General features: G+C 41.8%; 19 protein-coding genes and 1 other annotated feature. Of the genes, 8 read left to right on the top strand and 11 right to left on the bottom strand.

Translation table 11 applies throughout. The features are described from left to right. Nucleotides 1–49: 49 nt before the first annotated feature. Nucleotides 50–1429, bottom strand: coding sequence for an alanine/glycine:cation symporter family protein (locus tag CSV64_RS09920; RefSeq protein ID WP_099634287.1), 1380 nt, complete (start codon nt 1427–1429; stop codon nt 50–52). A gap of 285 nt (nt 1430–1714) precedes the next feature. Beyond that, nucleotides 1715–1954: a binding site (T-box leader), on the top strand. A gap of 59 nt (nt 1955–2013) precedes the next feature. Here CSV64_RS09920 and CSV64_RS09915 point away from each other — a divergent pair. Next, nucleotides 2014–3600, top strand: a complete 1587-nt coding sequence (locus tag CSV64_RS09915; RefSeq protein ID WP_099634286.1) for a 2-isopropylmalate synthase — start codon at nt 2014–2016, stop codon at nt 3598–3600. A 47-nt stretch (nt 3601–3647) separates the two neighbouring features. Here the strand turns inward: CSV64_RS09915 and yedF are convergent, their stop codons facing one another. The 7 genes from yedF to CSV64_RS09880 all read right to left on the bottom strand — a co-directional run bounded on the left by yedF (nt 3648) and on the right by CSV64_RS09880 (nt 10220). Next, nucleotides 3648–3887: a sulfurtransferase-like selenium metabolism protein YedF gene (gene yedF / locus CSV64_RS09910; RefSeq protein ID WP_199168481.1), complete on the bottom strand. Its 240-nt coding sequence runs from the start codon at nt 3885–3887 to the stop codon at nt 3648–3650. After that, nucleotides 3877–5085, bottom strand: a complete 1209-nt coding sequence (yedE, locus tag CSV64_RS09905; RefSeq protein ID WP_099634285.1) for a selenium metabolism membrane protein YedE/FdhT — start codon at nt 5083–5085, stop codon at nt 3877–3879. Before yedE ends, yedF begins: the two co-directional genes overlap by 11 nt. A gap of 133 nt (nt 5086–5218) precedes the next feature. Beyond that, a complete protein-coding gene (locus tag CSV64_RS09900; protein ID WP_099634284.1) occupies nt 5219–5788 on the bottom strand; it encodes a nitroreductase family protein in 570 nt (189 codons plus the stop codon). 117 nt (nt 5789–5905) lie between these two features. Next, a complete protein-coding gene (locus CSV64_RS09895) occupies nt 5906–7438 on the bottom strand; it encodes an AbgT family transporter (RefSeq protein WP_099634283.1) in 1533 nt (510 codons plus the stop codon). 236 nt (nt 7439–7674) lie between these two features. Beyond that, nucleotides 7675–8718, bottom strand: a complete 1044-nt coding sequence (locus CSV64_RS09890) for an LLM class flavin-dependent oxidoreductase (RefSeq protein WP_233190432.1) — start codon at nt 8716–8718, stop codon at nt 7675–7677. Nucleotides 8719–8797: 79 nt separating this feature from the next. Further along, nucleotides 8798–9640 carry a YitT family protein gene (locus CSV64_RS09885; RefSeq protein WP_099634282.1) on the bottom strand — a complete coding sequence of 281 codons (843 nt, stop codon included), beginning with the start codon at nt 9638–9640 and terminating at the stop codon, nt 8798–8800. Nucleotides 9641–9785: 145 nt separating this feature from the next. Beyond that, nucleotides 9786–10220 (bottom strand): putative periplasmic lipoprotein, encoded by a 435-nt coding sequence (locus tag CSV64_RS09880; protein ID WP_099634281.1) that lies wholly within the window; start codon nt 10218–10220, stop codon nt 9786–9788. Nucleotides 10221–10354: 134 nt separating this feature from the next. On the opposite strand from CSV64_RS09880, the gene CSV64_RS09875 reads away from it, so the two are divergent. Beyond that, nucleotides 10355–11269 carry a DMT family transporter gene (locus CSV64_RS09875; RefSeq protein ID WP_099634280.1) on the top strand — a complete coding sequence of 305 codons (915 nt, stop codon included), beginning with the start codon at nt 10355–10357 and terminating at the stop codon, nt 11267–11269. Nucleotides 11270–11369: 100 nt separating this feature from the next. Here CSV64_RS09875 and CSV64_RS09870 read toward each other — a convergent pair whose 3' ends face one another. Further along, nucleotides 11370–12020 (bottom strand): SDR family oxidoreductase, encoded by a 651-nt coding sequence (locus CSV64_RS09870; RefSeq protein WP_099634279.1) that lies wholly within the window; start codon nt 12018–12020, stop codon nt 11370–11372. A 138-nt stretch (nt 12021–12158) separates the two neighbouring features. Here CSV64_RS09870 and CSV64_RS09865 point away from each other — a divergent pair, with 138 nt between their 5' ends. The 4 genes from CSV64_RS09865 to proS all read left to right on the top strand — a co-directional run bounded on the left by CSV64_RS09865 (nt 12159) and on the right by proS (nt 17289). After that, nucleotides 12159–13433, top strand: a complete 1275-nt coding sequence (locus CSV64_RS09865; RefSeq protein ID WP_233190431.1) for a sensor histidine kinase — start codon at nt 12159–12161, stop codon at nt 13431–13433. Then, nucleotides 13430–14305 (top strand): response regulator, encoded by an 876-nt coding sequence (locus tag CSV64_RS09860; RefSeq protein ID WP_099634277.1) that lies wholly within the window; start codon nt 13430–13432, stop codon nt 14303–14305. The genes CSV64_RS09865 and CSV64_RS09860 overlap by 4 nt, the downstream gene beginning before the upstream one ends. Nucleotides 14306–14403: 98 nt before the next feature. After that, entirely contained in the window at nt 14404–15693 is a 1290-nt protein-coding gene (locus tag CSV64_RS09855; protein WP_099634276.1) for a cation:dicarboxylate symporter family transporter, read from the top strand. 159 nt (nt 15694–15852) lie between these two features. Then, complete coding sequence (gene proS / locus CSV64_RS09850) at nt 15853–17289, top strand: proline--tRNA ligase (protein ID WP_099634275.1); 1437 nt, start codon at nt 15853–15855, stop codon at nt 17287–17289. Between the two features lie 416 nt (nt 17290–17705). On the opposite strand, the gene CSV64_RS09845 is transcribed toward proS, so the two are convergent. Beyond that, nucleotides 17706–19898, bottom strand: a complete 2193-nt coding sequence (locus CSV64_RS09845; RefSeq protein WP_099634274.1) for a DNA topoisomerase III — start codon at nt 19896–19898, stop codon at nt 17706–17708. Nucleotides 19899–20195: 297 nt separating this feature from the next. On the opposite strand from CSV64_RS09845, the gene CSV64_RS09840 reads away from it, so the two are divergent. Then, a complete protein-coding gene (locus CSV64_RS09840) occupies nt 20196–20633 on the top strand; it encodes a GatB/YqeY domain-containing protein (protein WP_099634273.1) in 438 nt (145 codons plus the stop codon). 51 nt (nt 20634–20684) lie between these two features. Here the strand turns inward: CSV64_RS09840 and CSV64_RS09835 are convergent, their stop codons facing one another. Then, nucleotides 20685–21287, bottom strand: coding sequence for a hypothetical protein (locus tag CSV64_RS09835; protein WP_099634272.1), 603 nt, complete (start codon nt 21285–21287; stop codon nt 20685–20687). A 404-nt stretch (nt 21288–21691) separates the two neighbouring features. Here CSV64_RS09835 and CSV64_RS09830 point away from each other — a divergent pair, with 404 nt between their 5' ends. Beyond that, nucleotides 21692–22933, top strand: coding sequence for an acyl-CoA dehydrogenase family protein (locus CSV64_RS09830; RefSeq protein ID WP_369823517.1), 1242 nt, complete (start codon nt 21692–21694; stop codon nt 22931–22933). Nucleotides 22934–23113 lie beyond the last annotated feature (180 nt).

Raw genomic sequence — 23113 nt, 5'->3', positions numbered from 1 at the left:
TATAAAAAAGGCAGGAGTCCACGGACTCTTGCCTTTTTTGCCATTTACATCAAGACTTATTTTTCTTTTGTTTTTTTTCTGTCGGATAGAGGTTTGTAAAGTAATCGTTCGTAATGTCCCGTACTTGTCCGCTTAAGAATAGTACCGCAATCACGTTAGGAATCACTACAATTGCGAGTAATAGATCAAGGAATTTCCAGACGAACTGCAATCCACCAAGTGCCCCGATTATAATAGCCGTGATATATGCGACACGCAGAACGATAGAGAAATTAGGCCCGAATAAGAACTCCGCTTGCTTTTCTCCATAATAAATGATCACTACAATTGTGGTAATAACGAACAAGAATAATACGATGGATATGATAATCCCACCAAGGGAAGCACCAAATACCGTAGCATATGCTTCGGTCACCATGTTCGCTGCGTTATCTGCATCAATGACTTCCCAGACGCCTGTTGTTAGTATGACAAGGGCAGTCATGGTACAAACAATCAATGTGTCCACAACGACTTCAAAGACGCCCCAGAAACCTTGTTTGGCGGGATGACTATTCACTGCAGCTGCATGGGCAATCGGTGCAGTACCGATACCGGCTTCATTGGAATATAATCCACGAGCGAGTCCCCAACGTATGGCCGCGGCAACACCGGCACCTGCGAATCCACCGGCTGCTGAAATTGGTTGGAATGCATGTGTGAAAATCAAGCCAAATGCTGCAGGCACTGCATCCACATGAAAGCCAATAATAATGAGAGCAGTTAACATATAAATCACGACCATAGACGGAATTAGACGTTCCGTTACGCGCCCAATTGCTTTAATTCCACCAAATGAAATGAGGGCAACTAGTAAAGCGACGAAAATACCCGTTATGATTGGAGATAAACCAAATGAACCTTCCAAGGTCGTAGCGATGGAGTTAGATTGCACCATAGTACTCGCCATAACTTCTAACATGAGAGCGAATGCAAAGATATACGCAACCTTTTTCCAACCAAGTCCTTTTTTTATGTAATACATCGGACCACCGACGTAATCGCCGGCAGCATTCTTTTCACGATATTTGATACCGAGCACGACTTCGGAATATTTCGTGCCGATTCCGATCAGTGCGACCACCCACATCCAGAAGATTGCGCCTGGCCCACCTAATGCTATGGCTACAGGAACTCCCACAATGTTTGCTGCACCCATTGTGGAAGCAAGTGCTGAGGTTGTTGCTTGGAAAGGGGTTAGCGTACCGTCCCCAGAGCCTTTAGACATGATTTTTCCAAAAGTTTGACGAAAAATGTGTGGCATATAGCGAAACTGGAAGAACTTGAGACGAATTGTGAGGAATAGTCCGCCTCCTATTAGTAAAATGATGATGGGTAATCCCCATAAAAAATCCGAGACAATTTCTACCCATTTCGTAAACGCATTCATTGGCACCGACTCCTTTTGTAGTTTGAGACTACTCAAACATCTAGTTGTTTTGTTTCGGTTTACGAATTAGTTGTCTACTATACTAGTGAATCGATGGAAGAAATGTCAAATGAAAATAGAAATGTATGGGTTTTTGGTACTTGAGTCATTGCTGACAGATACACATCGAAAAGCATATTTAGAAAACATTGATAAGACGCTTGCTCGCCATGTATAGTATATAGAATTATTTGAAAACTATTGACAAAGAGCTCAACACCATGTAGTATTACGTTCAATATTACATTGCAGACAAAGAATGGAACTAGTAAAAATGTTTTGTGTCTTTATAGAGAGCTGATGGTTGGTGAAAATCAGCAGACGCACATTTTGAACTCATCCATGAGTCACTCCCTGAAAGTTCTACAGTAAGGGGCGTCGGTTTCCTCCGTTAACGGGATAGACAGTGATAGCTGTCGATAAGTGGATTGGCCAAGTATGGCGAATCAATTAGAGTGGTACCGCGAGTTTAACCTCGTCTCTATATTTCAATATAGAGACGGGGTTTTTTGTATTTATTTTTTAAAAAAAAGGAGTGCAAAGAGATGAGCAGAAAAATTTGGGTTTTTGATACAACATTACGTGATGGAGAACAGGTACCTGGTGCTAAATTAAATCTTTATGAAAAAGTAGAGATTGCACAGCAATTAAAGAAGCTTGGTGTCGATATTATCGAAGCTGGTTTTCCTGCTTCATCCCAAGGTGATTTTGAGGCAGTGAAGGCTGTTGCGCAGAAGGTAGGCAATACAAATGACATCATAATCACAGCATTGGCACGCGCGGTGCAGGCAGATATCGATTCGGTTTATCAAGCAGTGAAGTATGCAGAAAATCCAATGATTCATATGGTGCTGGGAACTTCTGATATTCACGTGGAGAAAAAGTTCAATAAATCAAAGGACCAAATCCTTCAAATAGGTGTAGATGCGGTGAAATATGCAAAAACATTAATGCCACAAGTACAGTATTCAACAGAAGATGCTTCACGCTCGGAGTTCGAGTATTTATGGCATACAATCGAATCCGTCATGAAGGCGGGTGCAACAATGATCAACGTACCTGATACAGTAGGCTTTGCAGAGCCTGAGGAATTCGGTGCGATGATCTATAAATTAAACGACCGCATGAAAAATCTGGATCCAGATGTCTTATTAAGTGTTCACTGTCATAATGATCTAGGAATGGCGACAGCAAACACATTAGCGGCAGTAAAGAATGGTGCGGATAAAGTAGAGTGTACTATTAACGGGATTGGGGAACGTGCAGGAAATGCTGCGCTTGAAGAAGTGGTCATGGCATTGAAAACAAGAAGCTCCATTTATAATGTCAGCACACAAATCAATACAAAAGAAATTATGAAAACTTCACGTCTTGTATCTAGCTTCATGGGATTGGATGTGCAGGTGAACAAGGCGATTACGGGAGATAATGCATTTGCACATTCTTCAGGAATACACCAAGATGGCTTATTAAAATCTCGCGATGCATATGAAATTGTTCATCCAGAAGACGTCGGACTGGACGATATGGAATTGATTTTGACGGCGAGATCAGGACGCCACGCGGTGAGAAATGCACTTGAAAAACTAGGGTTTACCCATATGAAACCTGAAGAATTCGAAGGGATATTTGCAGGGTTCCTAACATTGGCAGATATGAAGAAGGAGGTATACGATCATGATCTATATGTAATTGTTGAAAGCTATCATGAAAAGCATGATAAAGAGAACGTGACCAATTATAGTGATCATTTCTTTGAATTCGAAGATCTGCAAGTCGTCAGCAACTCTAGTTTCCCTTCAGCTAGCGTCAAGATTCGTAAAGGGGAAGAAGTCTTCAAGTCGAGTGCTGTTGGAACAGGGCCAATCGATGCATTGTATTCAGCAATTGCTGAAATTACAAAGATTCAAGTGAAATTAATTGGCTATGATATTAGTAGCGTATCACGCGGCAAAGACGCGTTAGGAAAAGTGAAAATCACCATTGCATACGAAGGAGAAAATTATATCGCGAAAGCCGCAGACACAGATATTTTGAAAGCAAGTGCATTGGCCTACATGAATGCGATCAATAGTGTAATCGTAGCAAAGATAAAGGGAACATCTGCACAAAAACTAACTGTAAATATTTAAAGTGAAATGAAAAAGGCAACTATCCTTTCAAGGATAGTTGCCTTTTTTCATGCGTAAATATGAAATAAATATTCCTGGCCATTCTTAACGGGGTCTTGTGCAAATTTGTAACCGTGAGCAATCGCTTCCTCGGGTACATTGCGGAAAGAGCCCGGGCAGTCGGTGATGACTTGTAGCATTTCTCCCTTATTCATACCTTCAAGTGTTTCCAATGTGTAAATAACAGGGTAGGGACACGACTCACCGCGAAGGTCGAGTGTGAAATCCGCTTCCAATTTAGCTTGCATGTATATTCATTCCTCTCTTAATTGCTAATTTACGGTGGTAGCGTTTTTCTCCATATACCGTTAATGCATAAAGTCCTCCAAGCATTAGCAGTGTGGCAGAAATTGCACCAATCGGTCCGAATGTATCGAGTAGATTGATTTTTGCTCCACCCTTGACCAGTACATTATAGACGCCGAGATGATCCCAAGCATAGGCAAGGAACGTAGCACCGATGATATTGCCCGCAAAGACGGGTAAAAAAAGCAACTGGCCTTCCATCAAGCGATACATCATTCCTGTTTCACAGCCTGACGCCATCACGATACCTAGTCCGAATAATGCACCACCTACAAACGTACTAAGTGCTGCGATTTGTGTGACCGGCGTTAAATCATAGATTGAAATGACAATGATCGTCAAAATAGAACTGACAGCCATTCCTACAATAATTGCTTTCGCCATAATGCTTCGTCCGACAAGAAATAAATCACGGAATGCAGAAGTGAAACAAATTTGTCCACGTTCAATTAGAATACCGAAGGCGAGTCCAAACAGTGCGCCTAAACCAAGCAGTTTTTGTCCCGACGTGAAGAAGTACATAGTGAGCCCGATGTAAAGTACGGCAATCACTACACCAATATACGGCTGGATTATACGTTTTTTTAGTTGTGTCGGCTTTGCATTCCCTCGAATTAATGAAGGTTTACCTTTCCACCAGCGTGTTTTCGTTAATTTGGCTCCAAAGAAAGTACCAATACCTGTTGCTACTATAAAAATCCAAGAGTGAAAAGAGAATTGCGGAACACCTGTGAAGAATGCGGCTAAGTTACAGCCGAGTGCTAGACGCGCCCCGAATCCCGCGATGATTCCACCAATTAAACCTTGTACGTAGCGCCGCTTTTGCTGTGGCAGACGGATTTTGAAGCTATTACTAAGCAACACCATAATGAGTGCGCCTGCGAACATTCCCCAGACAATCCAGCCATCTGGTCTGTTCCATGTGGCTCCTTGTAGATGTACCATATCAAAGTATTGCCAGCCCGAGATATCGACTCCGAATACTAACAGGAGGTCGCCTCCAAGTCTTGTGAATTCACCAGTTACTGCCCAGACAGTAGAAGTTAATCCGAAATACAAAGCACTAAGAATACCTGCTAGTAATAATACGAGGTAGGGGTTCCAATAGTGTTGGAAAATAGGTTGAATGATTCTTTTCATATGTAGTTGCCCCTTATAAAAGTTCTTTTTCTAGTGTATTCTTAATTGTGCAGAAATCAAGTGATTATTTACATTGAGTGATAGAAAAAGCACGATTACCTGCTCCCATTAAGGAAATTGGTAATCGCGCAGTTCATTCATCAATAACAGTCAGTACATTACGTATATCCATACGATCCTCTGGTTTAGGCACATGTTTTGGATAGCCGATCATTAACGTTCCGACAATCTTTTCGTCTGACTTCACACCGATAGCATCTTTAAATACCGGATCATGTGTCCAGTCATTCGTGCGCCAAATCATGCCAATACCGCGTTCCCATGCAGCCAATTGAAAGTTCTGTATCATCGTAGAAATCGCAGCATAGTCTTCATCCCAACGTTTTTTACGTGTATCTTCTGGCATAATGACGACTAAATGCAAAGGGATTTTGCGGAAGTACGCCGCTTTTACCTGTGCTTTATCAGGTATGTTCCCATCACTTTCTTGGGACGTCAAAAATGCGCCTATAAATTTCTCTTTGCCTTCATCAACATATAACTGAAAACGCCAAGGCTCAGTTAATTTATGATTGGGTGCCCATTTTGCGACGTTGAGTAATTCGATTAGTTCATCTATATCGATCGGGTCTGTTTTAAACTTCTTAATGGAACGTCTACCCATGATCGACTTCTCTACAGCATTCTTTGCTTCATAACCCATAAATAAAAACTCCTTTTGATAGATAGAATCATTCTAAATGAAAACCATTATCAACTACTATACTATCATAAAAAACCCCGTAAGAGCAAAGGATGCACTTAGGGGGTAGTGGTTGTCTTATTTTAAGTAATAAATAGGGGAGCCGGGTCCAAGATCGATCCCTAGCAACATCCAAATAATTAACGTTACGCTCCAGAATAGTAAGAAGAACATGGAATAGGGGAACATAACGGAAACGAGCGTCCCGATTCCCATCTTCTTATCGTACTTCTGTGCAAAGGCGATGATGATCGCAAAATAGGTCATGAGCGGTGAGATGATATTAGTTGAAGAATCCGCCACTCGATACGCCATTTGCGTCAATTCAGGAGAATAGCCTAGCTGCATCATAATCGGTACGAACACCGGTGCCATCATAGCCCATTTCGCAGATGCGCTACCGATGAACAAGTTGATGAACGCCGCAATAAGGATGAACATCAGTAACAAAGGAATCCCTGTTAAACTAATACTGTCAAGGAAGTTTGCACCGTAAACACCTAGCACCAAGCCCATATTGGACTCGGAGAAGAATGCGACGAACTGACTTGCTGTGAATGACAGGACGATAAACATACCCATTGCAGACATCGTTGTCGACATCATAGCGGCTACGTCTTTGTCATTACGAATTAATTTCGTTACTCTACCGTAAACAAGACCCGGCACAAAGAACATAAAGGCAATGATCGGCACGAGCGATTTCATGAAAGGTGATTTGATGATCGGCATATCTGCTTCATCCCCACGCAACGGAGCACCAGGGAATACAACAAGAAGTGCAACCAATGCTCCTGCAACAACGACAGAAACACCTGCTAAAATCAGACCTTTCTTTTCAAGACGAGTTAGCTTTTCTACTTTTTCACGGAATTCACCGTTATATTCGCCAAGACGTGGTTCTACGATTTTCTCTGTGACCCATGCACCGACGAATGTCAAAACGATAACAGAAAATGCGATGAAGTAGTAGTTCATGGCAATATTCATACCTTCTGCATATTCGGGATTAATGATCGCTGCGGACATGATCGTCAATTCACCAAGTAATGCATCGGTACCCGATAGTAGCAAGTTGGCACTGAATCCACCGGAGACCCCGGCAAAGGCAGCTGCTAGACCCGCAAGAGGGTGTCTTCCAAGTGCTGCGAACAATACCGCGCCTAGTGGCGGCAAGACAACGTAGCCCGCGTCAGACGCTACACTCGACATAACCCCTGCAAATACTAATCCTAGCGTGATCATGCGTTTTGGAACAGACATTACAAAGCCGCGAAGTAAAGCACTGATTAATCCTGAACCTTCTGCGACACCAATACCAAGCATCGTGATGAGCACGACGCCAAGCGGAGCAAAACCGATAAAGTTATCGGTCATATTCGTAATGATGTAATGAATACCTTCACTACTCAATAAGTTATTTACTTCAATCATTTCGCCTTCTTTACCTGGATGCTCTGCACTAACACCGAAGTAAGAGACGACTGCCGAGATGACGATTACCAATAAAGCCAAAACAGCGAATAATGTTACCGGATGTGGCAATCGGTTACCGGTTTTCTCAATCATATCCAAAAACTTTTGGAAAAATCCTTTTTTCTGTTTATCCATGATAATCTCCTCCCACTAGAAAAATACTATTCAATCCATCACGAAAAGGTATAAATTTTTCAGATATTATCAAGTATATAGAAGAACTCCGTTGAGTGAAATGCTTTATTGAAATAATTAAATTGGAAGATAGTTGCGACTCTTGGGAGGAGTGCGAATAGTATAAAATCACGATGAAAAACCCACCACATTTTGGGTGGGAAGCTGTGTGTGCAAATAATACGTTCTTACTTCACTTAGGGTAAATTTCTCGCTAATTGAAAAGCTTTGGCAATCAGATGGAATGACTGTTCTCTCGCTTGTGTATCCGGAATCATATTTAAAATCATGATTTCATCGACCATCGCTTCTTCTGCAAGTGACTCGAGCTGTTCTTTTACTTGGGAGGGAGTACCAATGACAAAGCGTCCATCATTTTCTTTCGTGACGGCATCTTCTGCAGTTGAGAAAGAATGTGAAATGGCATCTTCGAGGGACGGTGGTGGCAATTTGTAATTTCCGGTTCCCCAACGTGCCCATTGTAACTGTGCAGGAAGTGCGAGTTGACGTGCACGTTCTTCTGTATCGGCACAAACTACGATCAAAGCTAGAATTCCCTTTGGTTTACTCAAGAATTGTGATGGCTTAAATCGTTCCCGGTATGTTCGCAGCATAGGGATGGCTAACTTCGGGTTAATATGTGCAGCGAATGCAAAGCCAAGTCCATATTCAGCGGCAAACTGCATACCTCCGTCACTTGATCCGAGCATGAACAAATCAGGTATGGATTCTTCTGCTGTGGCACTGATTTTGCTAAACGGGTGCTCGTCGGGGAAGTTATTCGTGAAAAATGCCAATAACTCTGCGAACTGTTCAGGGAAGTCATATGTTGTCACGGCTTCTCGTGAGCGTCTTAATGCCAAAGCAGTCATACCATCAGTTCCTGGGGCACGTCCAATGCCAAGGTCGATGCGCCCCGGATGCAATGATTCCAGCAATGAAAAGTTTTCCACAACTTTCAATGGACTATGATTGGGTAGCATGACTCCACCTGAACCCACGCGAATGCGATTCGTGTGAGCTGCAGCGTGTGCTGCCAGCAAGTCGGGAGAAGAACTTACTTGGAATTTTGTATTGTGATGTTCCGCAAACCAATAGCGTGTATAACCGAGTCGATCTGCTAATTGAACCAAGTCAGTGGAATGTTTCAATGTTTGTCTAGCCGTTTCATTATTATAAATTGTCGCTAAATCAAGAATAGATAATTGTATAGGCGGTCGTTTGTCCATAGATTTTGACAAAGTAACTACCTCCTTTACTTGTAATGGTATAGGAGGTAGTTCAAGATGTTAAGGGAAATGAACTAGTAGAAATTATAATTTATTTTGGTCGTCTTTCCTTAAATCCGCGCTTGAAAATTTCTTGTACATTATTGATGGTAACGTATGCATCTTCGTCTACCCGCTCCAAAATACGTCTTAACTGTACGATTTCTGTTTGGTTAATAATAATGTACAATATGGCTTGTTTCTCGAGCGTATAACCGCCGCGTCCATCAAGAATGGTTACGCCTCTGCCCATGGTTGTGAGTAATTCTTGTCGAATATCCTCTTGATGTTTCGAAATAATCATTACGGCTTTTCGGTCATCTGCACCGTCTACGATTTTATCAATTACTTTAGCCCCCACGTACACAGCAACGAGCGTAAACATCGCTTTTTCCTTCCCGATAACAAAGGCAGACAACAAAATGACGGAAATATCAATGACGAGCATCGCTTTTCCAACACTCCAGCCAAGCCACTGCTGAAGCATCCGAGCCACAGTAGTTGCACCCCCGGAAGTACCGCCAACACGGAAGATCATTCCGAGACCACCACCAACAAATAAACCTGCAAATAATGCGGCAAGTAATGTATCACTACCTAACTGTTCTCCCCAATTCTTCGTTAGCTCAAGGAAAATGGACGAGAATATGATGGTGATGACGGTATAGATAATCGTTCGTTTACTGAAGAATTTGTACCCGATCGCGACCAGTGCTAAGTTGATTATGAAACTGACAAGTCCAGGTGACCATTCGAATAAATAGTATGTAATGATAGTAATCCCGATAACGCCGCCTTCAGATAGCATATTCGGAATGGCAAAGTAGTTAATTCCGATTGCAAATATGAATGATCCAAATATTAAAGCGGCATAATCTATTATTTTTCGTTGCATTCAATCCCCTCTTTCCGAAAAAGCGACATACAATCGTATGTCGCTTCTGTCCTTTTTGCGGCTCTTTCTCTGTAAATGTACTATACCTCTAGGATCTATTGTCAAAGCGTGTAAATTTACCGGTTCTGGTTGATTCTTTCAGTTTTCAGTCCGCATCAATGAAAATCCCTTTAATAACAGGTACATCCCCATCGTCTTTCCCGTCATACGTACCGTAAACGGAAACGTCGAAGCCTTCCAAAATATCTGTACGTTCTCCAAGTCGAATATCTTTGACGTATATGACTTCATCCGTGGATTGTTCCGCTTTGCTTTGGACAGTTAAAGTTCCTTCATTTACTCCTGTCACGGTTCCGATAAACTTCACTTTGGAATTAACAGGAACCTTGTCCTCAGCAAATGCGACATACTCATGTTCTACCGTATCTGCTTTTAGACCTTCTTCCAATCCGTCACTTGCTGGTTCTACCGGTGCAGTCTCTTCCACGGGCTCCGTTGATTCAATCGGTTCTTTCGGTTCATCATTGCTACAAGCAGCTAATAGAGCAGCAGTTATCATCATGGCAAATAGTTTTTTCATTTAAAATCGCCTCCATTAGTAATCATAAGGAATTTTTGCCAAAAAGAAAACCTTTGTCTTTGAGTAGAGTCATAAAAAAGATTGAGAGAATAGACTAGATTTAAATGATTAACCCAATTAGAAAGGATGGAGGAGTGAACAAGCTATTTACAAAATCTACCGTCGCGTTGGCAGTTTTAGTTTTGATTTGGGGCGTTAGTTGGCCAATTTACAAACTATCGATCGTGTATGCACCGCCACTATTATTCTCGGGAATGCGTGCGTTGCTTGGCGGTTGTTTGATTGTATTGCTGATTATCAAGCTACGTGACAGATTGCAATGGCGTCAGCATTGGCGGAAGTATTGTATTTCAGCTTTGTTCAACACCGTCCTGTTTTTCGGCTTGCATACAATTGGGCTACACTATTTGCCAGGCGGGCTATTTTCTGTACTTGTATATTTCCAGCCAGTCCTTCTTGGATTATTTGCTTGGATGTGGTTGGGCGAAAGTATGACGGTGATTAAAGTAACTGGCCTGCTGATTGGATTCATCGGAATTAGTGTAGTTAGTGTGGATCATTTCACTACCCAGATTTCTATAATGGGCGTGATATTAGGTATATTAACAGCATTCTTTTGGGCAATTGGTGTTGCATATGTGAAAAAGGTAAGTGAAGAAATTGATGCGTATTGGATGGTCGCGATGCAGTTTACTATAGGGGGTATGGTACTACTTGTACTCAGTGCCATTACAGAGAGCTGGTCATCAATCGAATGGCATCCTATGTATATGTTTGGACTTGGTTTCGGTGCAACGATGGGTATCCCTGTTGCCTATATCATTTACTATTCGCTCATTCGTGCGGGAGAGGCAAGTAAGGTGGCTGTTTTCACTTTTTTAGTGCCCGTAATTTCTGTGTTTATTAGTACGGTATTTGTTGGAGAGCCCATGACACATACGTTGTGGGTAGGCTTATTGCTAGTCGTTGTCAGTATTTGCTTTGTCAATTATCGCAAGAAGGTTCCTATAACACTGTTGGATATCCAAAACAAGAAGGAAAGCGTATAAAGATGAAGCTAGATATAGAAGCGCAGTTCATTGGCTAGAAAAAACGATCAGAAGCTTTAGACTTCTGATCGTTTATTTTAGTGATTTGAATTAGCCATAATTATAATTTTTCGATTGCTTCTTTAATCGGTGTAGAGCCACCAATTACTTGGAACTCTTTGCCGATCGTTGAGTCGTTTTCTAAACAAGCGAAGATCACTTCCGCAATATCATCACGTGGCACTTCGTTTGGTTCGACAGTAGCCGCGGCTTTTACTTTGCCTGTTCCATTGTCGTTTGTTAAAGCACCTGGATGAATCATCGTATAGTCTAGATCAGTCGAGCGTAACCATTCATCTGCATAGTGTTTTGCTACAACGTATGGAGCAAATGATTCCGGTGCTTCCTGGATCGCTTTACGTGTTGTGTCGTATGAACTAATCATGATGAAACGTTTAACGTCAGCTTTCTGCGCTGCTTGGATAGTTTTAATAGCGCCGTCAAGGTCGATCATCATAGTTTTATCTGGCCCCGTTTTTGGGCCGGAGCCTGCTGTGAAGACGATCGCATCTACGCCGTCTGCTGCTTTTACGATGTCGTCCACTTCGCCTTCAAGATCTACAAGCACGGTTTCCGCACCGATTTTCTCAAAATGTTCCGCTTGCTCTTGCTTGCGGATCATGGCTTTTGCTTCCAGTGTATTGCTGTCTTGAATCAATGAAACTAACTGTTTCCCGATCTGACCGTTTGCACCTACAACTAAAACTTTCATGTATTATCATCCTTTCGATATATAAATATAATAAATGTACCTTCTTACAGTACCCGTAATATCCAAGTCCAAAACTGTACAATGTTTTTCTGGTTGCTATAATACGTGTACGATTACTTATTTATTAGGAGCAGAATGATGAATATAAAATTAATGTGGCGCCATATATATCAATCGGAAGCGGCTAGAATTGCCTTTATTGCAATCTTGACAGCTCTGACCGGCGAGTTGAAAGTGATGCCGTTTGACGACGAGATGTTCCGTTTTGCGCTGGGCGGTATAGTATTCTTTTTATTGATTCTTATTTATCCACCTGTTTCTATCTTGCGCACAGGATTCGTTACAGCCGTTACGGTAGTAGTATTTCGCATAACGAAGGAACTATGGCTTGGTGTTGATTTGCTTGAGAGTTTACAAATGCATGTACCTGTCTTTTTGTTTTACTTTATCGTGGCGGTCGGCTGGCATTTCGTCGGTCTTGAAAAGTATAAATCTTTACCACTTCGACTGGGTGCATTGGCTTTCGTATTTGAAGTAGTGAGCAACACATCAGAGCATGCACTGCGTAACTGGTGGTTACATAGTTCACTGCTTAATGGTAAGGAGTGGGGGATTCTAGTGGGGGTCGCATTATTGCGAAGTTTCTTCACGGTGGGATTATATAGTTCTGTGGCATTATCAAAAGAGAAGCAGCGTGTAGAGGAAATGCTTGGAGTAGGTTCTGAGCTATACGCGGAAGCATTGTATTTACAAAAGTCCATGAACCATATAGAACAAATCACTGCATCGAGTCATGATTTATACCGCAAGCTAAAAAAAGAGAATCAACCGGAACTTAGCACCCAAGCGTTACACATTGCGCAGGAAATCCATGAAGTGAAAAAGGATTCTCAGCGAATTCTGGCAGGGTTATCAAAGTGGACAACACGGCAACAAGTAGAAGTGTTTTACCTGTCTGATTTACTCAATATGGTCGTCACTGCGAATGAAAAGTACAGTGAAATGATCGGTAAAGAATGCACGTTGGAAACAGTAATTGATGGGGATCTTCAAACAGGCCAACATGTCCCTTTGCTCGCAGTATTGAACAATTTGACAGCGAATGCAGTGGAGGCCATTGAAGAAAAAGGTCAAGTACTCATTACAGTCGAGAGAGATGAAAAGTCGGTGCGCTTTAGTGTATGTGACACCGGAAAAGGAATTCCTTTTGAACATGAAGCCATCATATTTGAACCAGGGTATACGACGAAATTTACGGATCAAGGAACAGCAGCAACAGGTATCGGATTATCGCATGTCTGTGCAATTATCGAAGCGATGCAAGGTACAATTGTGGTAAAGCGTCTCGATCAAGGACTGAATGTACTAGTGGAAATCCCTATGGAATCCATTATGGAGGAGATAGAAGCATGAGATATTTTATCGTAGATGACGACAAAGCAAGCCGTGTAATGCTGAAAAATATATTGGCAGAGCAAGAAGGGATTGTGATTGGTGAGGCGGAAAGTGGAGTGAAAGCCATTCCTCAAATACTTTCTCTTGCACCAGACGTCGTATTGATCGATTTATTGATGCCTGAACTTGACGGGATCGAAACAATTCAACAGTTGAAAACACAAGGCTATAATGGACAATTTATCATGCTAAGCCAAGTAGTGAACAAAGAAATGGTAGGCGAAGCCTATCAAGTCGGTGTCGAATTCTTCATACATAAGCCGATCAATCAAATAGAAGTACAAAGTATCGTGCGACGTACAGCGGAACAGTTACGCCTGAAAAACTCCTTATTGACGATTCGGGAATCACTGGCGCAATTCGGTTCTGTTGAACAACCTAAAGCACAGCAATCAGTGAAAGATATTGTTCTAAAGAAGCTACATGATATGGGAATCTTCAGTGACAGCGCGAGTCGCGACATTGTAGCCATCATGGAAGTCTTGAATGAGCAGCGAGCTATTCAATTACCGCCTCTAAAGGAACTATATGAAGCTGCGTTGACAAAACTGGGTGTGCCAGATGGAGACATCTCCAAAGAAAGTAAGGCGATGGAGCAAAGAATCCGACGGTCCATCCTTACAGCAATGGAACATTTAGCATCGCTTGGCGCGGTAGATTATACAATCGATGAATTCGAATACTATGCCCCACGCTTCTTTGATTTCCAAGAGATTAGTCTGAGAATGAAACAGATTCAAGAAGAAAGTATCGACATCAGGCCAGCCAAAGTGAACAGTAAGAAGTTTCTGCATGTGTTATATATGGAAACAATAGAAGGACGAAAATAGTTTTTGTAGGATGTTGTAGAATTTTGTAGGGCCCCCGTAAGATATGAATAAGTTACTGAAAGAAAGCGTTTTCAGAGAACATCTAAGGGGGATTATCGATGAAAAAGATATTTAAATTGTCTTTGGCTTACCAAATATTAATTGGATTGGTTTTAGGTATTGCAGTCGGTGCAATCTTCTATGGTAATCCTAATGTAGAGAGATACTTACAGCCAATCGGCACGATGTTCATCAATATGATTAAAATGATTGTGGTACCTATTATTATTTCCACGCTAGTAATCGGCGTTGCAGGTACAGGTGATATTAAGAAATTAGGTAAACTTGGCGGTAAAACGCTTTTATATTTTGAAATTGTAACAACGATTGCGATTATTGTTGGTCTTATGTCAGCAAATATTTTCAAGCCAGGTGAAGGCATCGATATGTCTTCTCTTGAAAAAGGTGACATCTCGCAATATGTAGAAACGACAGAAGAAGTGCAAAATGGCGGCTTCATGGATGTGTTAGTCGGCATCGTACCAAGTAATATTGTAGACTCGATGGCGAATGGTGATATGTTGCCAATCATTTTCTTCTCTGTGTTATTCGGATTAGGTGTAGCGGCAATCGGGGAGCGCGGCAAACCGGTACTGGATGTTTTCCAAGGAGTCGCAGACGCAATGTTCTGGGTAACGAATATGATTATGAAATTTGCACCGTTTGGCGTATTCGCGTTAATTGGTGTAACGGTATCCAAATTCGGTTTAGAATCACTCATTCCGATGGGTAAATTAATGGTTCTTGTATATGCAACGATGATATTCTTCATCATCGTCGTGTTAGGTGGGATCGCGAAGATGGTTGGCGTGAATATCTTCCACTTCATGAAGATCTTGAAAGACGAATTGATTCTAGCGTTTTCTACGTCTAGTTCGGAGACGGTGTTACCGAAAGTGATGGAGAAAATGGAGAAGTTCGGTAGCCCGAAAGATATCGTATCTTTCGTAGTGCCAACAGGATATTCATTTAACCTAGACGGATCTACTCTTTACCAAGCATTGGCGGCTATGTTCATTGCACAAATGTATGGCATTCAGTTGAGTATTATGGAGCAAATCACGTTAGTGTTAGTGTTGATGATTACGTCTAAAGGGATTGCTGGCGTACCTGGCGTTTCATTTGTCGTGTTACTTGCGACGCTTGGCACAGTAGGGATTCCGCTTGAAGGTTTAGCGTTTATCGCGGGAATTGACCGTTTGCTAGATATGGCACGTACGGTAGTGAACGTAATCGGAAACGCACTTGCAACAGTGGTCATGTCGAAGTGGGAAGGTCGCTTCGGTGAGGATACTGTGAAAGTAGAGCGCGAACCACAATTTGTCTTTGCAGAAGAAAAATTAGTGTAATCGCAGGCTGTCCTCTTCATTGAGGGCAGTTTTTTTATGGGGTTTAAGAGGTTAGACATGCATTGTGACCGCATTCAATTGTAGGAATGCTTGATTTGTTATATGATTAACAGTATGGAATAACAAGAGTGCGGTTTTTACTAAGGAGGAAATAAAGTAATGAGCAATCAGCAAAATGATTTTACGAAATGGTACATCGATACGATCCAGAAAGCGGATTTGATGGATTATACACCAGTGCGTGGATGTATCGCGTTTAAACCGGACGGCTATGAAATCTGGGAGCATATTCAGGATGAAATGAATCGTCGCTTTAAAGAGACGGGTCACCGTAACGCTTATTTCCCTATGCTAATTCCAGAGTCATTTTTCGAAAAAGAAAAAGATCATATCGAAGGATTTTCTCCAGAATTGCCATGGGTAACAGAAGCCGCGGGCGAGAAATTGGAAGAACGTTTGGCGCTACGTCCAACGTCTGAAACGATGATTGGTCATTTGTATTCTGACTGGATCAAAAGCTATCGTGACCTTCCTGTACTGATCAACCAGTGGGCAAACGTATTCCGCTGGGAGAAAAAGACGCTACCATTCATTCGTACGTCTGAATTCTTGTGGCAAGAAGGACATACTGCACACGTAGATGAAGAAGAAGCACGTCATGAAACGATGCAAATGCTGGAAATCTACAAAGAAGTTGTTGAAGACTTACTTGCGATTCCAGTCTATGATGGTCAGAAAACACCGTCTGAGCGTTTCGCGGGTGCAATTGATACATTCTCGATCGAAGCAATGATGAAAGATGGTAAAGCAGTACAAGCCGGAACTTCACATTATCTCGGCACAAAATTTGCAGAAGCATTTGATATCAAATACTTAACTAAAGAAAACAAGCACCAGTTCGTGCATACAACATCTTGGGGTACGTCAACACGCTTGATCGGCTCTGTTATCATGGTCCATGGTGACGAGCAAGGTCTTGTGTTGCCTCCACGCGTTGCACCGACACAAGTCGTGCTAATCCCAGTTGGACCTTGGAAGAAGAATCCTGCAATAATGGAAAAACTGGATGAAATCTATGCAGAGTTAAAATCTAAAGGAATCCGCGTACGTTTAGACGATTCGGATCAGTCTCCAGGTTTCAAATTTAACGAGTACGAATTAAAAGGTGTCCCGGTACGTCTAGAACTTGGACCACGTGATCTTGAAAATGATCAAGCATTAATGAAAGCGCGTGACGGTGGCGAGAAAGTGGCTGTTAGTCTGGCTGAAGCTGTAGCTAGCATCGAGCAAGAACTACAGACGATGCAAAAGCGTTTGCTTGAAAATGCTCGTGTGTTCCGTGACGAAAATTCTCATACGAACATCGATACGCTAGATGAGTTGAAGAAGCATATTGAAGAGAGTGCGACTAACGAAGTAACTCCAGGCTGGATCCTTGCAGGCTGGTGTGGCGATGATGCATGTGAAGAACATGTCAAAGATGAAACGAAATTTACGACACGTAATATTCCGTTTGACCCACCAGCAGAGAAGTCCACTTGTATTAATTGTGGAAATGAGTCGAAGCATACGGTTTGGTTTGCGAGGGCTTACTAATAGAAAAAATCAAAAGCTGTCCCACGAAAACTTCGTGAGACAGCTTTTTTGGTGATGTTAAGTTGAAATGCTGTAGAGAGTGAGTTTGTGAGTGTGATGGGATGAAAGCTCCAGCTGGGGACGCTTTCCGGAGGGCGTGGCTTACTTAAATGCAACTTATAAAAGTGCATACTCCTAACGCTACGCTTTTACTCGCAAAAGCCGTCCTTCGCTACCGCTCTCGTTGATCCTCCCCGAGTCGCCCCCAGCTACCGCTTCCATCCTACGTTGATAATGGAGGTACTTAGATCGCTCACTGTAGGTTGCATGTGAATTTTGGTTATGTTTTGACTAATTTAAGTTCAAGTACTGAGGTTCAGAGTAATTACAATACTAACTTCAATGCCCAACACAAATATCAGCCTATCCCTCTAAAATTAGTCGTCCAGTTTCAAACCTTTCAATGCATCTGCGAATGGGTTGTTTACCGGTTCGTCTTCGTCGTTCTTCTTCAAATACTTCTGCACATCGCGCTTGTTCACTTTGCCTTTTGAATCCTTCTCGCGTCGTGCCTTGAATACCGAGAGCTTTTCGCGGTATCCGCACTTGCATGTAAAGATCTGTCCTTCACCTTCACCGCGCAACTCCATCTTCTTCTTACACTGTGGACAACGTGCGTTCGTGACGCGAGAGACATTTTTACGGTGGCCACACTCACGATCCTGACAAACGAGCATCTTGCCATGCTTACCGTTTACTTCAAGCATCGGCTTCCCACAGTCAGGACATGTTTTCGTGGAAATGTTATCATGTTTAAACTTTGCTTCACTCGCTTTAATCTCTGAAACAATTTCTTTTGTATAGCCTTTCATTTCATTAATGAAATCTTCTTTTTTCAGTTGACCTTTGGCAATCTGCTCTAACTTCAGTTCCCATTCAGCTGTCAGTAAAGGAGATTTCAATTCATCCGGTACTAATTCGAGCAACTGTTTTCCTTTGTTCGTGACGTGGATATCTTTCCCGCGTTTTTCAATCAGGAAGGAGTTAAAAAGTTTGTCGATAATATCAGCACGTGTTGCGACCGTTCCGAGTCCGCCTGTGGATTTCAATGTGTCAGCCAATTTTTTATCCTGTGTGCCCATATATTTCGTCGGGTTTTCCATGGCGGATAATAAAGTAGCTTCATTGAATCTGGCAGGGGGCTTCGTTTGTCCCGATGTTTCTTTAATAAGTTTAATGTCGAGCTTATCGCCTGCAGCGAGTTTAGGTAACAGTTGTTCTTTCGTATCTTGTTCAACTTCTTCTTCGTCAAATTGATTATTGTAAACTTCTTTCCAACCAGCAGACAAAATCGTTTTACCGCGTGCTGAGAACCGTTCATCTGCTATTTTTGCATGAACTGTTATTTGTTCGTATTCATGTGCTGGGAACAGAACAGCTAAGAAACGTTTGACAACCAGATCATAAATTTTTCGCTCGCGATCAGACAATTTATCAAGAAATACGATTTCTTCTGTCGGAATGATTGCGTGGTGATCAGATACTTTGCTGTCATCAACGAATGATTTACTCGTTTTGATTGGTTTCTTTAGTATTTTATTCGCAAGTGTACGGTATTCACCTATACCCACTGTTTTCAAACGCTCAGGAAGTGTTGCAACGAGGTCGCTTGAAAGGAAACGTGAGTCGGTTCGTGGATAGGTTAGTAATTTATGCTGTTCGTATAATTTCTGCATAATGTTAAGTGTATCTTTTGCTGAGTATCCGAACATTTTGTTGGCGTCACGCTGTAATTCAGTTAAATCGTACAGACCAGGTGAGAATGTTTTTTTTGCTTTCTTCTCGACATTTTCAATTACCGCTTGTTTCCCATCGACCTTTTTGACAATAGCTGATAGTTTGTCACGGTCAAATGAACGAGTATCGCTTGTTTTTGCATTTTGCCAAGTCAGTTTTAGTTTCGAGTCAGATTGCGCTTCGACACCATAAAATGTTTTGGGGCGGAAGGTATTAATCTCTTCCTCACGCTGTGCAATAATTGCGACGACAGGTGTTTGTACACGTCCGCAGTTAAGCTGTGCATTAAACTTGGTTGTTAGTGCACGCGTAGCATTCAGACCGATATACCAATCGGCTTCAGAACGTGCGACTGCTGCTTCAAATAAATTTTCATACGCTTTACCTGGTTTTAACTGCGCGAAACCATCTTTAATTGCTTTGTCCGTGACGGATGAAATCCATAGTCGTTTGATTGGCTTCTTAACCTTCGCTTTTTCGATAATCCAACGAGCAACTAATTCTCCTTCACGTCCAGCGTCTGTACCGATAATAATATCTGAAACATCCGTGCGAAGCAGTTGCGCTTTTACGGCATTGTATTGTCTACTCGTTTGTTTGATGACCGTAAGTTTCAAGTCCTCGGGCATCATCGGCAGATCATCGAGTTTCCATGTCTTGAATTTCGTATCGTAATTTTCTGGGTCAGCAAGCGTCACTAGGTGTCCGAGCGCCCACGTCACGATATACTTATCGCCTTCTAAATAGCCGTTACCTTTTTTATTGCAGTTCAGCACACGGGCAATATCCCGTGCTACGGAAGGTTTCTCCGCCAGTACTACACTTTTTTTCATATAATGAACTCCTTTTTTACATACATGTCGAAAAACTCCCCCAACAGATAAGGTTTCGGACCTTATGCTATATGAAGGAGTTACTTACTAAAAAGTGTAAACCAGAGCGGAAGTTTCGTCAATTAAGGCGGACGTATACGTTTTGTGAGTTCATTAAGAGAGATATAGAAGATGCAAAGCGAAAAGTAAAGCTGACCTCGAAAAAGAGATCGGTATTTCAGACGGAGTAAGAATACAAGACTGAACGTATGACTTTTTTGTATACTGTAAGTAACACTATAGAAACGAGGGATTTCCATGTCAGAATTAAAAGATCGTTTAATGGCCGATATAAGAACAGCGATGAAGGAAAAAGACACAATGAAGAAGGGTGTCATTAATTTATTGCGCGCAGGTCTACAAAATGAATCGATTGAATTAAAGCGCGAACTGACGAAAGAAGAAGAAATCAAAATCGTTCAGCGTGAGCTTAAGCAAACCAAACAATCGCTCGATGAAGGTCAAAAAGCTAATCGTGAAGACATCGTGGAAGCAGAAAAAGCGAAGATTGCGATTGTGGAATCTTATTTGCCGAAACAGATGAATGTGGAAGAAGTAAAAGAATTGATTGCTTCATTAGGTATTTCAAAAGACGCGTCAATGGGTCAGACAATTGGCGTTGTAATGAAGGAAGTGGCTGGTCGTGCGGAAGGAAAGACAGTTTCGCAGGCAGTTAAAGAGTATTTACAGAATTGAATTATGAATAAAGAACTGGACGACAAGTAGTGAACTTGTCGTCCAGTTTTTTTATTTTTCAAATGAAGCCCGTAAAACGTATACTACGTCGTATTCTTTTAATTCATCCAAGTATCCTTCTTTTTGTTCGTAGAAATCGGACGACAATGTGCTTGTTGGCGAACCTTCTGTTGTAGATGTGTAGATGATACCCGCCAACAACATATTATCCGATAGAAGTAAACCTTCTTGTGGATTGGTATTAAATAAAGTGGCCATGTCCTTCAATGCCTTCAGTTCTTCTTGATTACTAACACTTGCAGCGCCCTTAGCGTCACTAACACTTGCTGAGAATAATAGTTCTTCTTCGAGTGTTTGTGTGACTGTCAACACGATGCTACCCTTCGTTGACTCTCCGGGCATTGGAGTGGATAGCTCGCTGATCGGTTCTGCAACTTTCTTCCCTTTTTTGTATTTTTCTACCCAAAGAGTAACCTTTTTATAGTTTTGATCGGCTGTATAATCAAAGACAAATGCAGTATTAGCAGCTGTTTCAAGTATTTGTTTTTCACGATCTGTAAGTTCAGGTATCGTCAATTTATTCGTGTCGGTTGCTGCACATGCACTGAGAAATAATAGGCAGCTTAAAATCGTTATACTCATCCATCTTTTCATCGCATACGCCTCCTTCTCTTTATAATTTATTATAGCATTTTACCGTACTGCCCGTAATACTTGCGTGTTTTTATAGCTTTTAATATAAATGTGTCTAAATTTATCAAATAAGTAATATTTGAATAAAAAAGTGATTAAGGTTCGGATGGATATTAAGGAATTGAAATGACTGTTACATCATATGCAGTATAGTGTTTTCAATGTTTTATGCATTTTATTTATGAGAGAACGCTACAAATATTTATGATAAATTGAATGGATTCATTAGATATTTTATTTTAATTTAAAATAAAAAAGGTAGTTATTTTATGGATCAATCTTTACTATTTAATAAAACGTGATAATGTTGATAGAGAACAGCCTGCTTGCTTGCTAATAGAAAAGTAGGTAAATGATAAAATGGAGTGGTAATTTTGGTAAAAAGTGCTATGATGGAAAAACAAAAACAACAAGATGGAATTATGCAAATTCCTGAATGGTGGACTTGTCCAGAAGGGCATGAAGAATTACAAAAAGCTGCACATGCGTTAGGCAAGAAAGAATTGCTGCCGCGTGCACTTATTTCTGATCAAGAGAGAAGTTATCCACGTGAAAGTTTACGTGAAGTTGCGAAGTCTGGTTATTCGGCTGTTACCATCCCGGTTGAAGCGGGTGGTCTGAAAGACGGATTCACAGCATTTGCAGTACTTTCCGAAAGCTTTGCGCATTATTGCCCATCTACGACGATGTGCTGGGTTATGCATATGACTACAGCGCATACGATCTATGAAGCGGGAACAGAAGAACAGCGTCAGCGTCTATTACCACGCTTGCGTGAAGGACAAATCGGTGGCCTAGCGTTTAGTGAAAGAGCGACAGGGGGTCACTTCTGGAATATCGGTAGTAAAGCGATACGAAATGTAAATGGTTATTTGCTTGACGCTGAAAAGTCATTCGTTACAAGTGGTGGAGAAGCAGACTTTTATTTAGTTGCAACGACATCTCCTGAAACAGATAATCCGGATAATTTAATGTTTTTATTGGTCGAAAATGATCAGCCGGGAGTTGAAGCATTCCCGTTCGATGCAATGGGATTACGCGGAAACGCAAGCGGTCCGATGAACTTTAAAGATGTGCAAGTAGCTCTTGAAAACCGTATCGGTGGCGAAGGTGGCATGGGTTATTTCAACGACAACACGATTGATCCTCTATTCTTACTAGGTTCAGCAGCTTGTTGGGTTGGTATTGCACAAGGTGCTTTGAATATGGCAACAGATGGTGCTAAACGCAGAGTACACGCGGATACGGGATCATCCGTTACAGATTACCAAGTCATTCGTCATGAGTTGGCGAAGGCGCAGATCAAAGTGGATAGCGCACGTAGTATGTTGTATCGTACAGCAGAAGCGCTAGATCGTTGCAATAAAGAAGGTAAAGAATTATCGGAGTGTTTATATCCATTATGGCAGCTGAAGACGCATGCAGCAGATATGGTAATTGATGTTACCAATTCCGCGTTGCAAGTGTCTGGTGGCCGTGGATATATGACAGGTCAGGTAGAGAAGTTCGTACGCGATGGACGTGCTGGTGCTATTATGGGACCAACAAACGAAGTGCTGCGTGAGTGGATCGGCCGTACAATGATCGAAGTTCCTTGGATGGATTAATTAAATCAAAACAAAACAGTCACCGGCAGGGTATATCTGCAGGTGACTGTTTTGTTTTGATATTTTGTAGTGGGTAGAAGAGTGTTGTGCGCTTTCGCTCATTAATTCGTATTAAGCGATCATAGTGTTCGGTCAACCGCTCTAAGACAGTGTCTGAGTGCTCTATCAGCACGCACGACC

Source organism: Sporosarcina sp. P32b, from assembly GCF_002743335.1.
Lineage (GTDB): Bacteria > Bacillota > Bacilli > Bacillales_A > Planococcaceae > Sporosarcina.
Note: the sequence above shows the minus strand (reverse complement) of the source record. Positions and strands in the feature narration are given on the sequence as shown.

Coding starts and splice junctions, on each gene's coding strand:
- CSV64_RS09870 (WP_099634279.1), bottom strand. CDS start 12,020: ATGAAAGTTTTAGTTGTAGGTGCAAACGGTCAGATCGGGAAACAGTTA.
- CSV64_RS09855 (WP_099634276.1), top strand. CDS start 14,404: ATGAAAAAGATATTTAAATTGTCTTTGGCTTACCAAATATTAATTGGA.
- proS (WP_099634275.1), top strand. CDS start 15,853: ATGAGCAATCAGCAAAATGATTTTACGAAATGGTACATCGATACGATC.
- CSV64_RS09885 (WP_099634282.1), bottom strand. CDS start 9,640: ATGCAACGAAAAATAATAGATTATGCCGCTTTAATATTTGGATCATTC.
- CSV64_RS09860 (WP_099634277.1), top strand. CDS start 13,430: ATGAGATATTTTATCGTAGATGACGACAAAGCAAGCCGTGTAATGCTG.
- CSV64_RS09865 (WP_233190431.1), top strand. CDS start 12,159: ATGAATATAAAATTAATGTGGCGCCATATATATCAATCGGAAGCGGCT.
- CSV64_RS09835 (WP_099634272.1), bottom strand. CDS start 21,287: ATGAAAAGATGGATGAGTATAACGATTTTAAGCTGCCTATTATTTCTC.
- CSV64_RS09845 (WP_099634274.1), bottom strand. CDS start 19,898: ATGAAAAAAAGTGTAGTACTGGCGGAGAAACCTTCCGTAGCACGGGAT.
- CSV64_RS09900 (WP_099634284.1), bottom strand. CDS start 5,788: ATGGGTTATGAAGCAAAGAATGCTGTAGAGAAGTCGATCATGGGTAGA.
- CSV64_RS09915 (WP_099634286.1), top strand. CDS start 2,014: ATGAGCAGAAAAATTTGGGTTTTTGATACAACATTACGTGATGGAGAA.
- CSV64_RS09920 (WP_099634287.1), bottom strand. CDS start 1,429: ATGAATGCGTTTACGAAATGGGTAGAAATTGTCTCGGATTTTTTATGG.
- CSV64_RS09840 (WP_099634273.1), top strand. CDS start 20,196: ATGTCAGAATTAAAAGATCGTTTAATGGCCGATATAAGAACAGCGATG.
- CSV64_RS09880 (WP_099634281.1), bottom strand. CDS start 10,220: ATGAAAAAACTATTTGCCATGATGATAACTGCTGCTCTATTAGCTGCT.
- yedF (WP_199168481.1), bottom strand. CDS start 3,887: ATGCAAGCTAAATTGGAAGCGGATTTCACACTCGACCTTCGCGGTGAG.
- yedE (WP_099634285.1), bottom strand. CDS start 5,085: ATGAAAAGAATCATTCAACCTATTTTCCAACACTATTGGAACCCCTAC.
- CSV64_RS09895 (WP_099634283.1), bottom strand. CDS start 7,438: ATGGATAAACAGAAAAAAGGATTTTTCCAAAAGTTTTTGGATATGATT.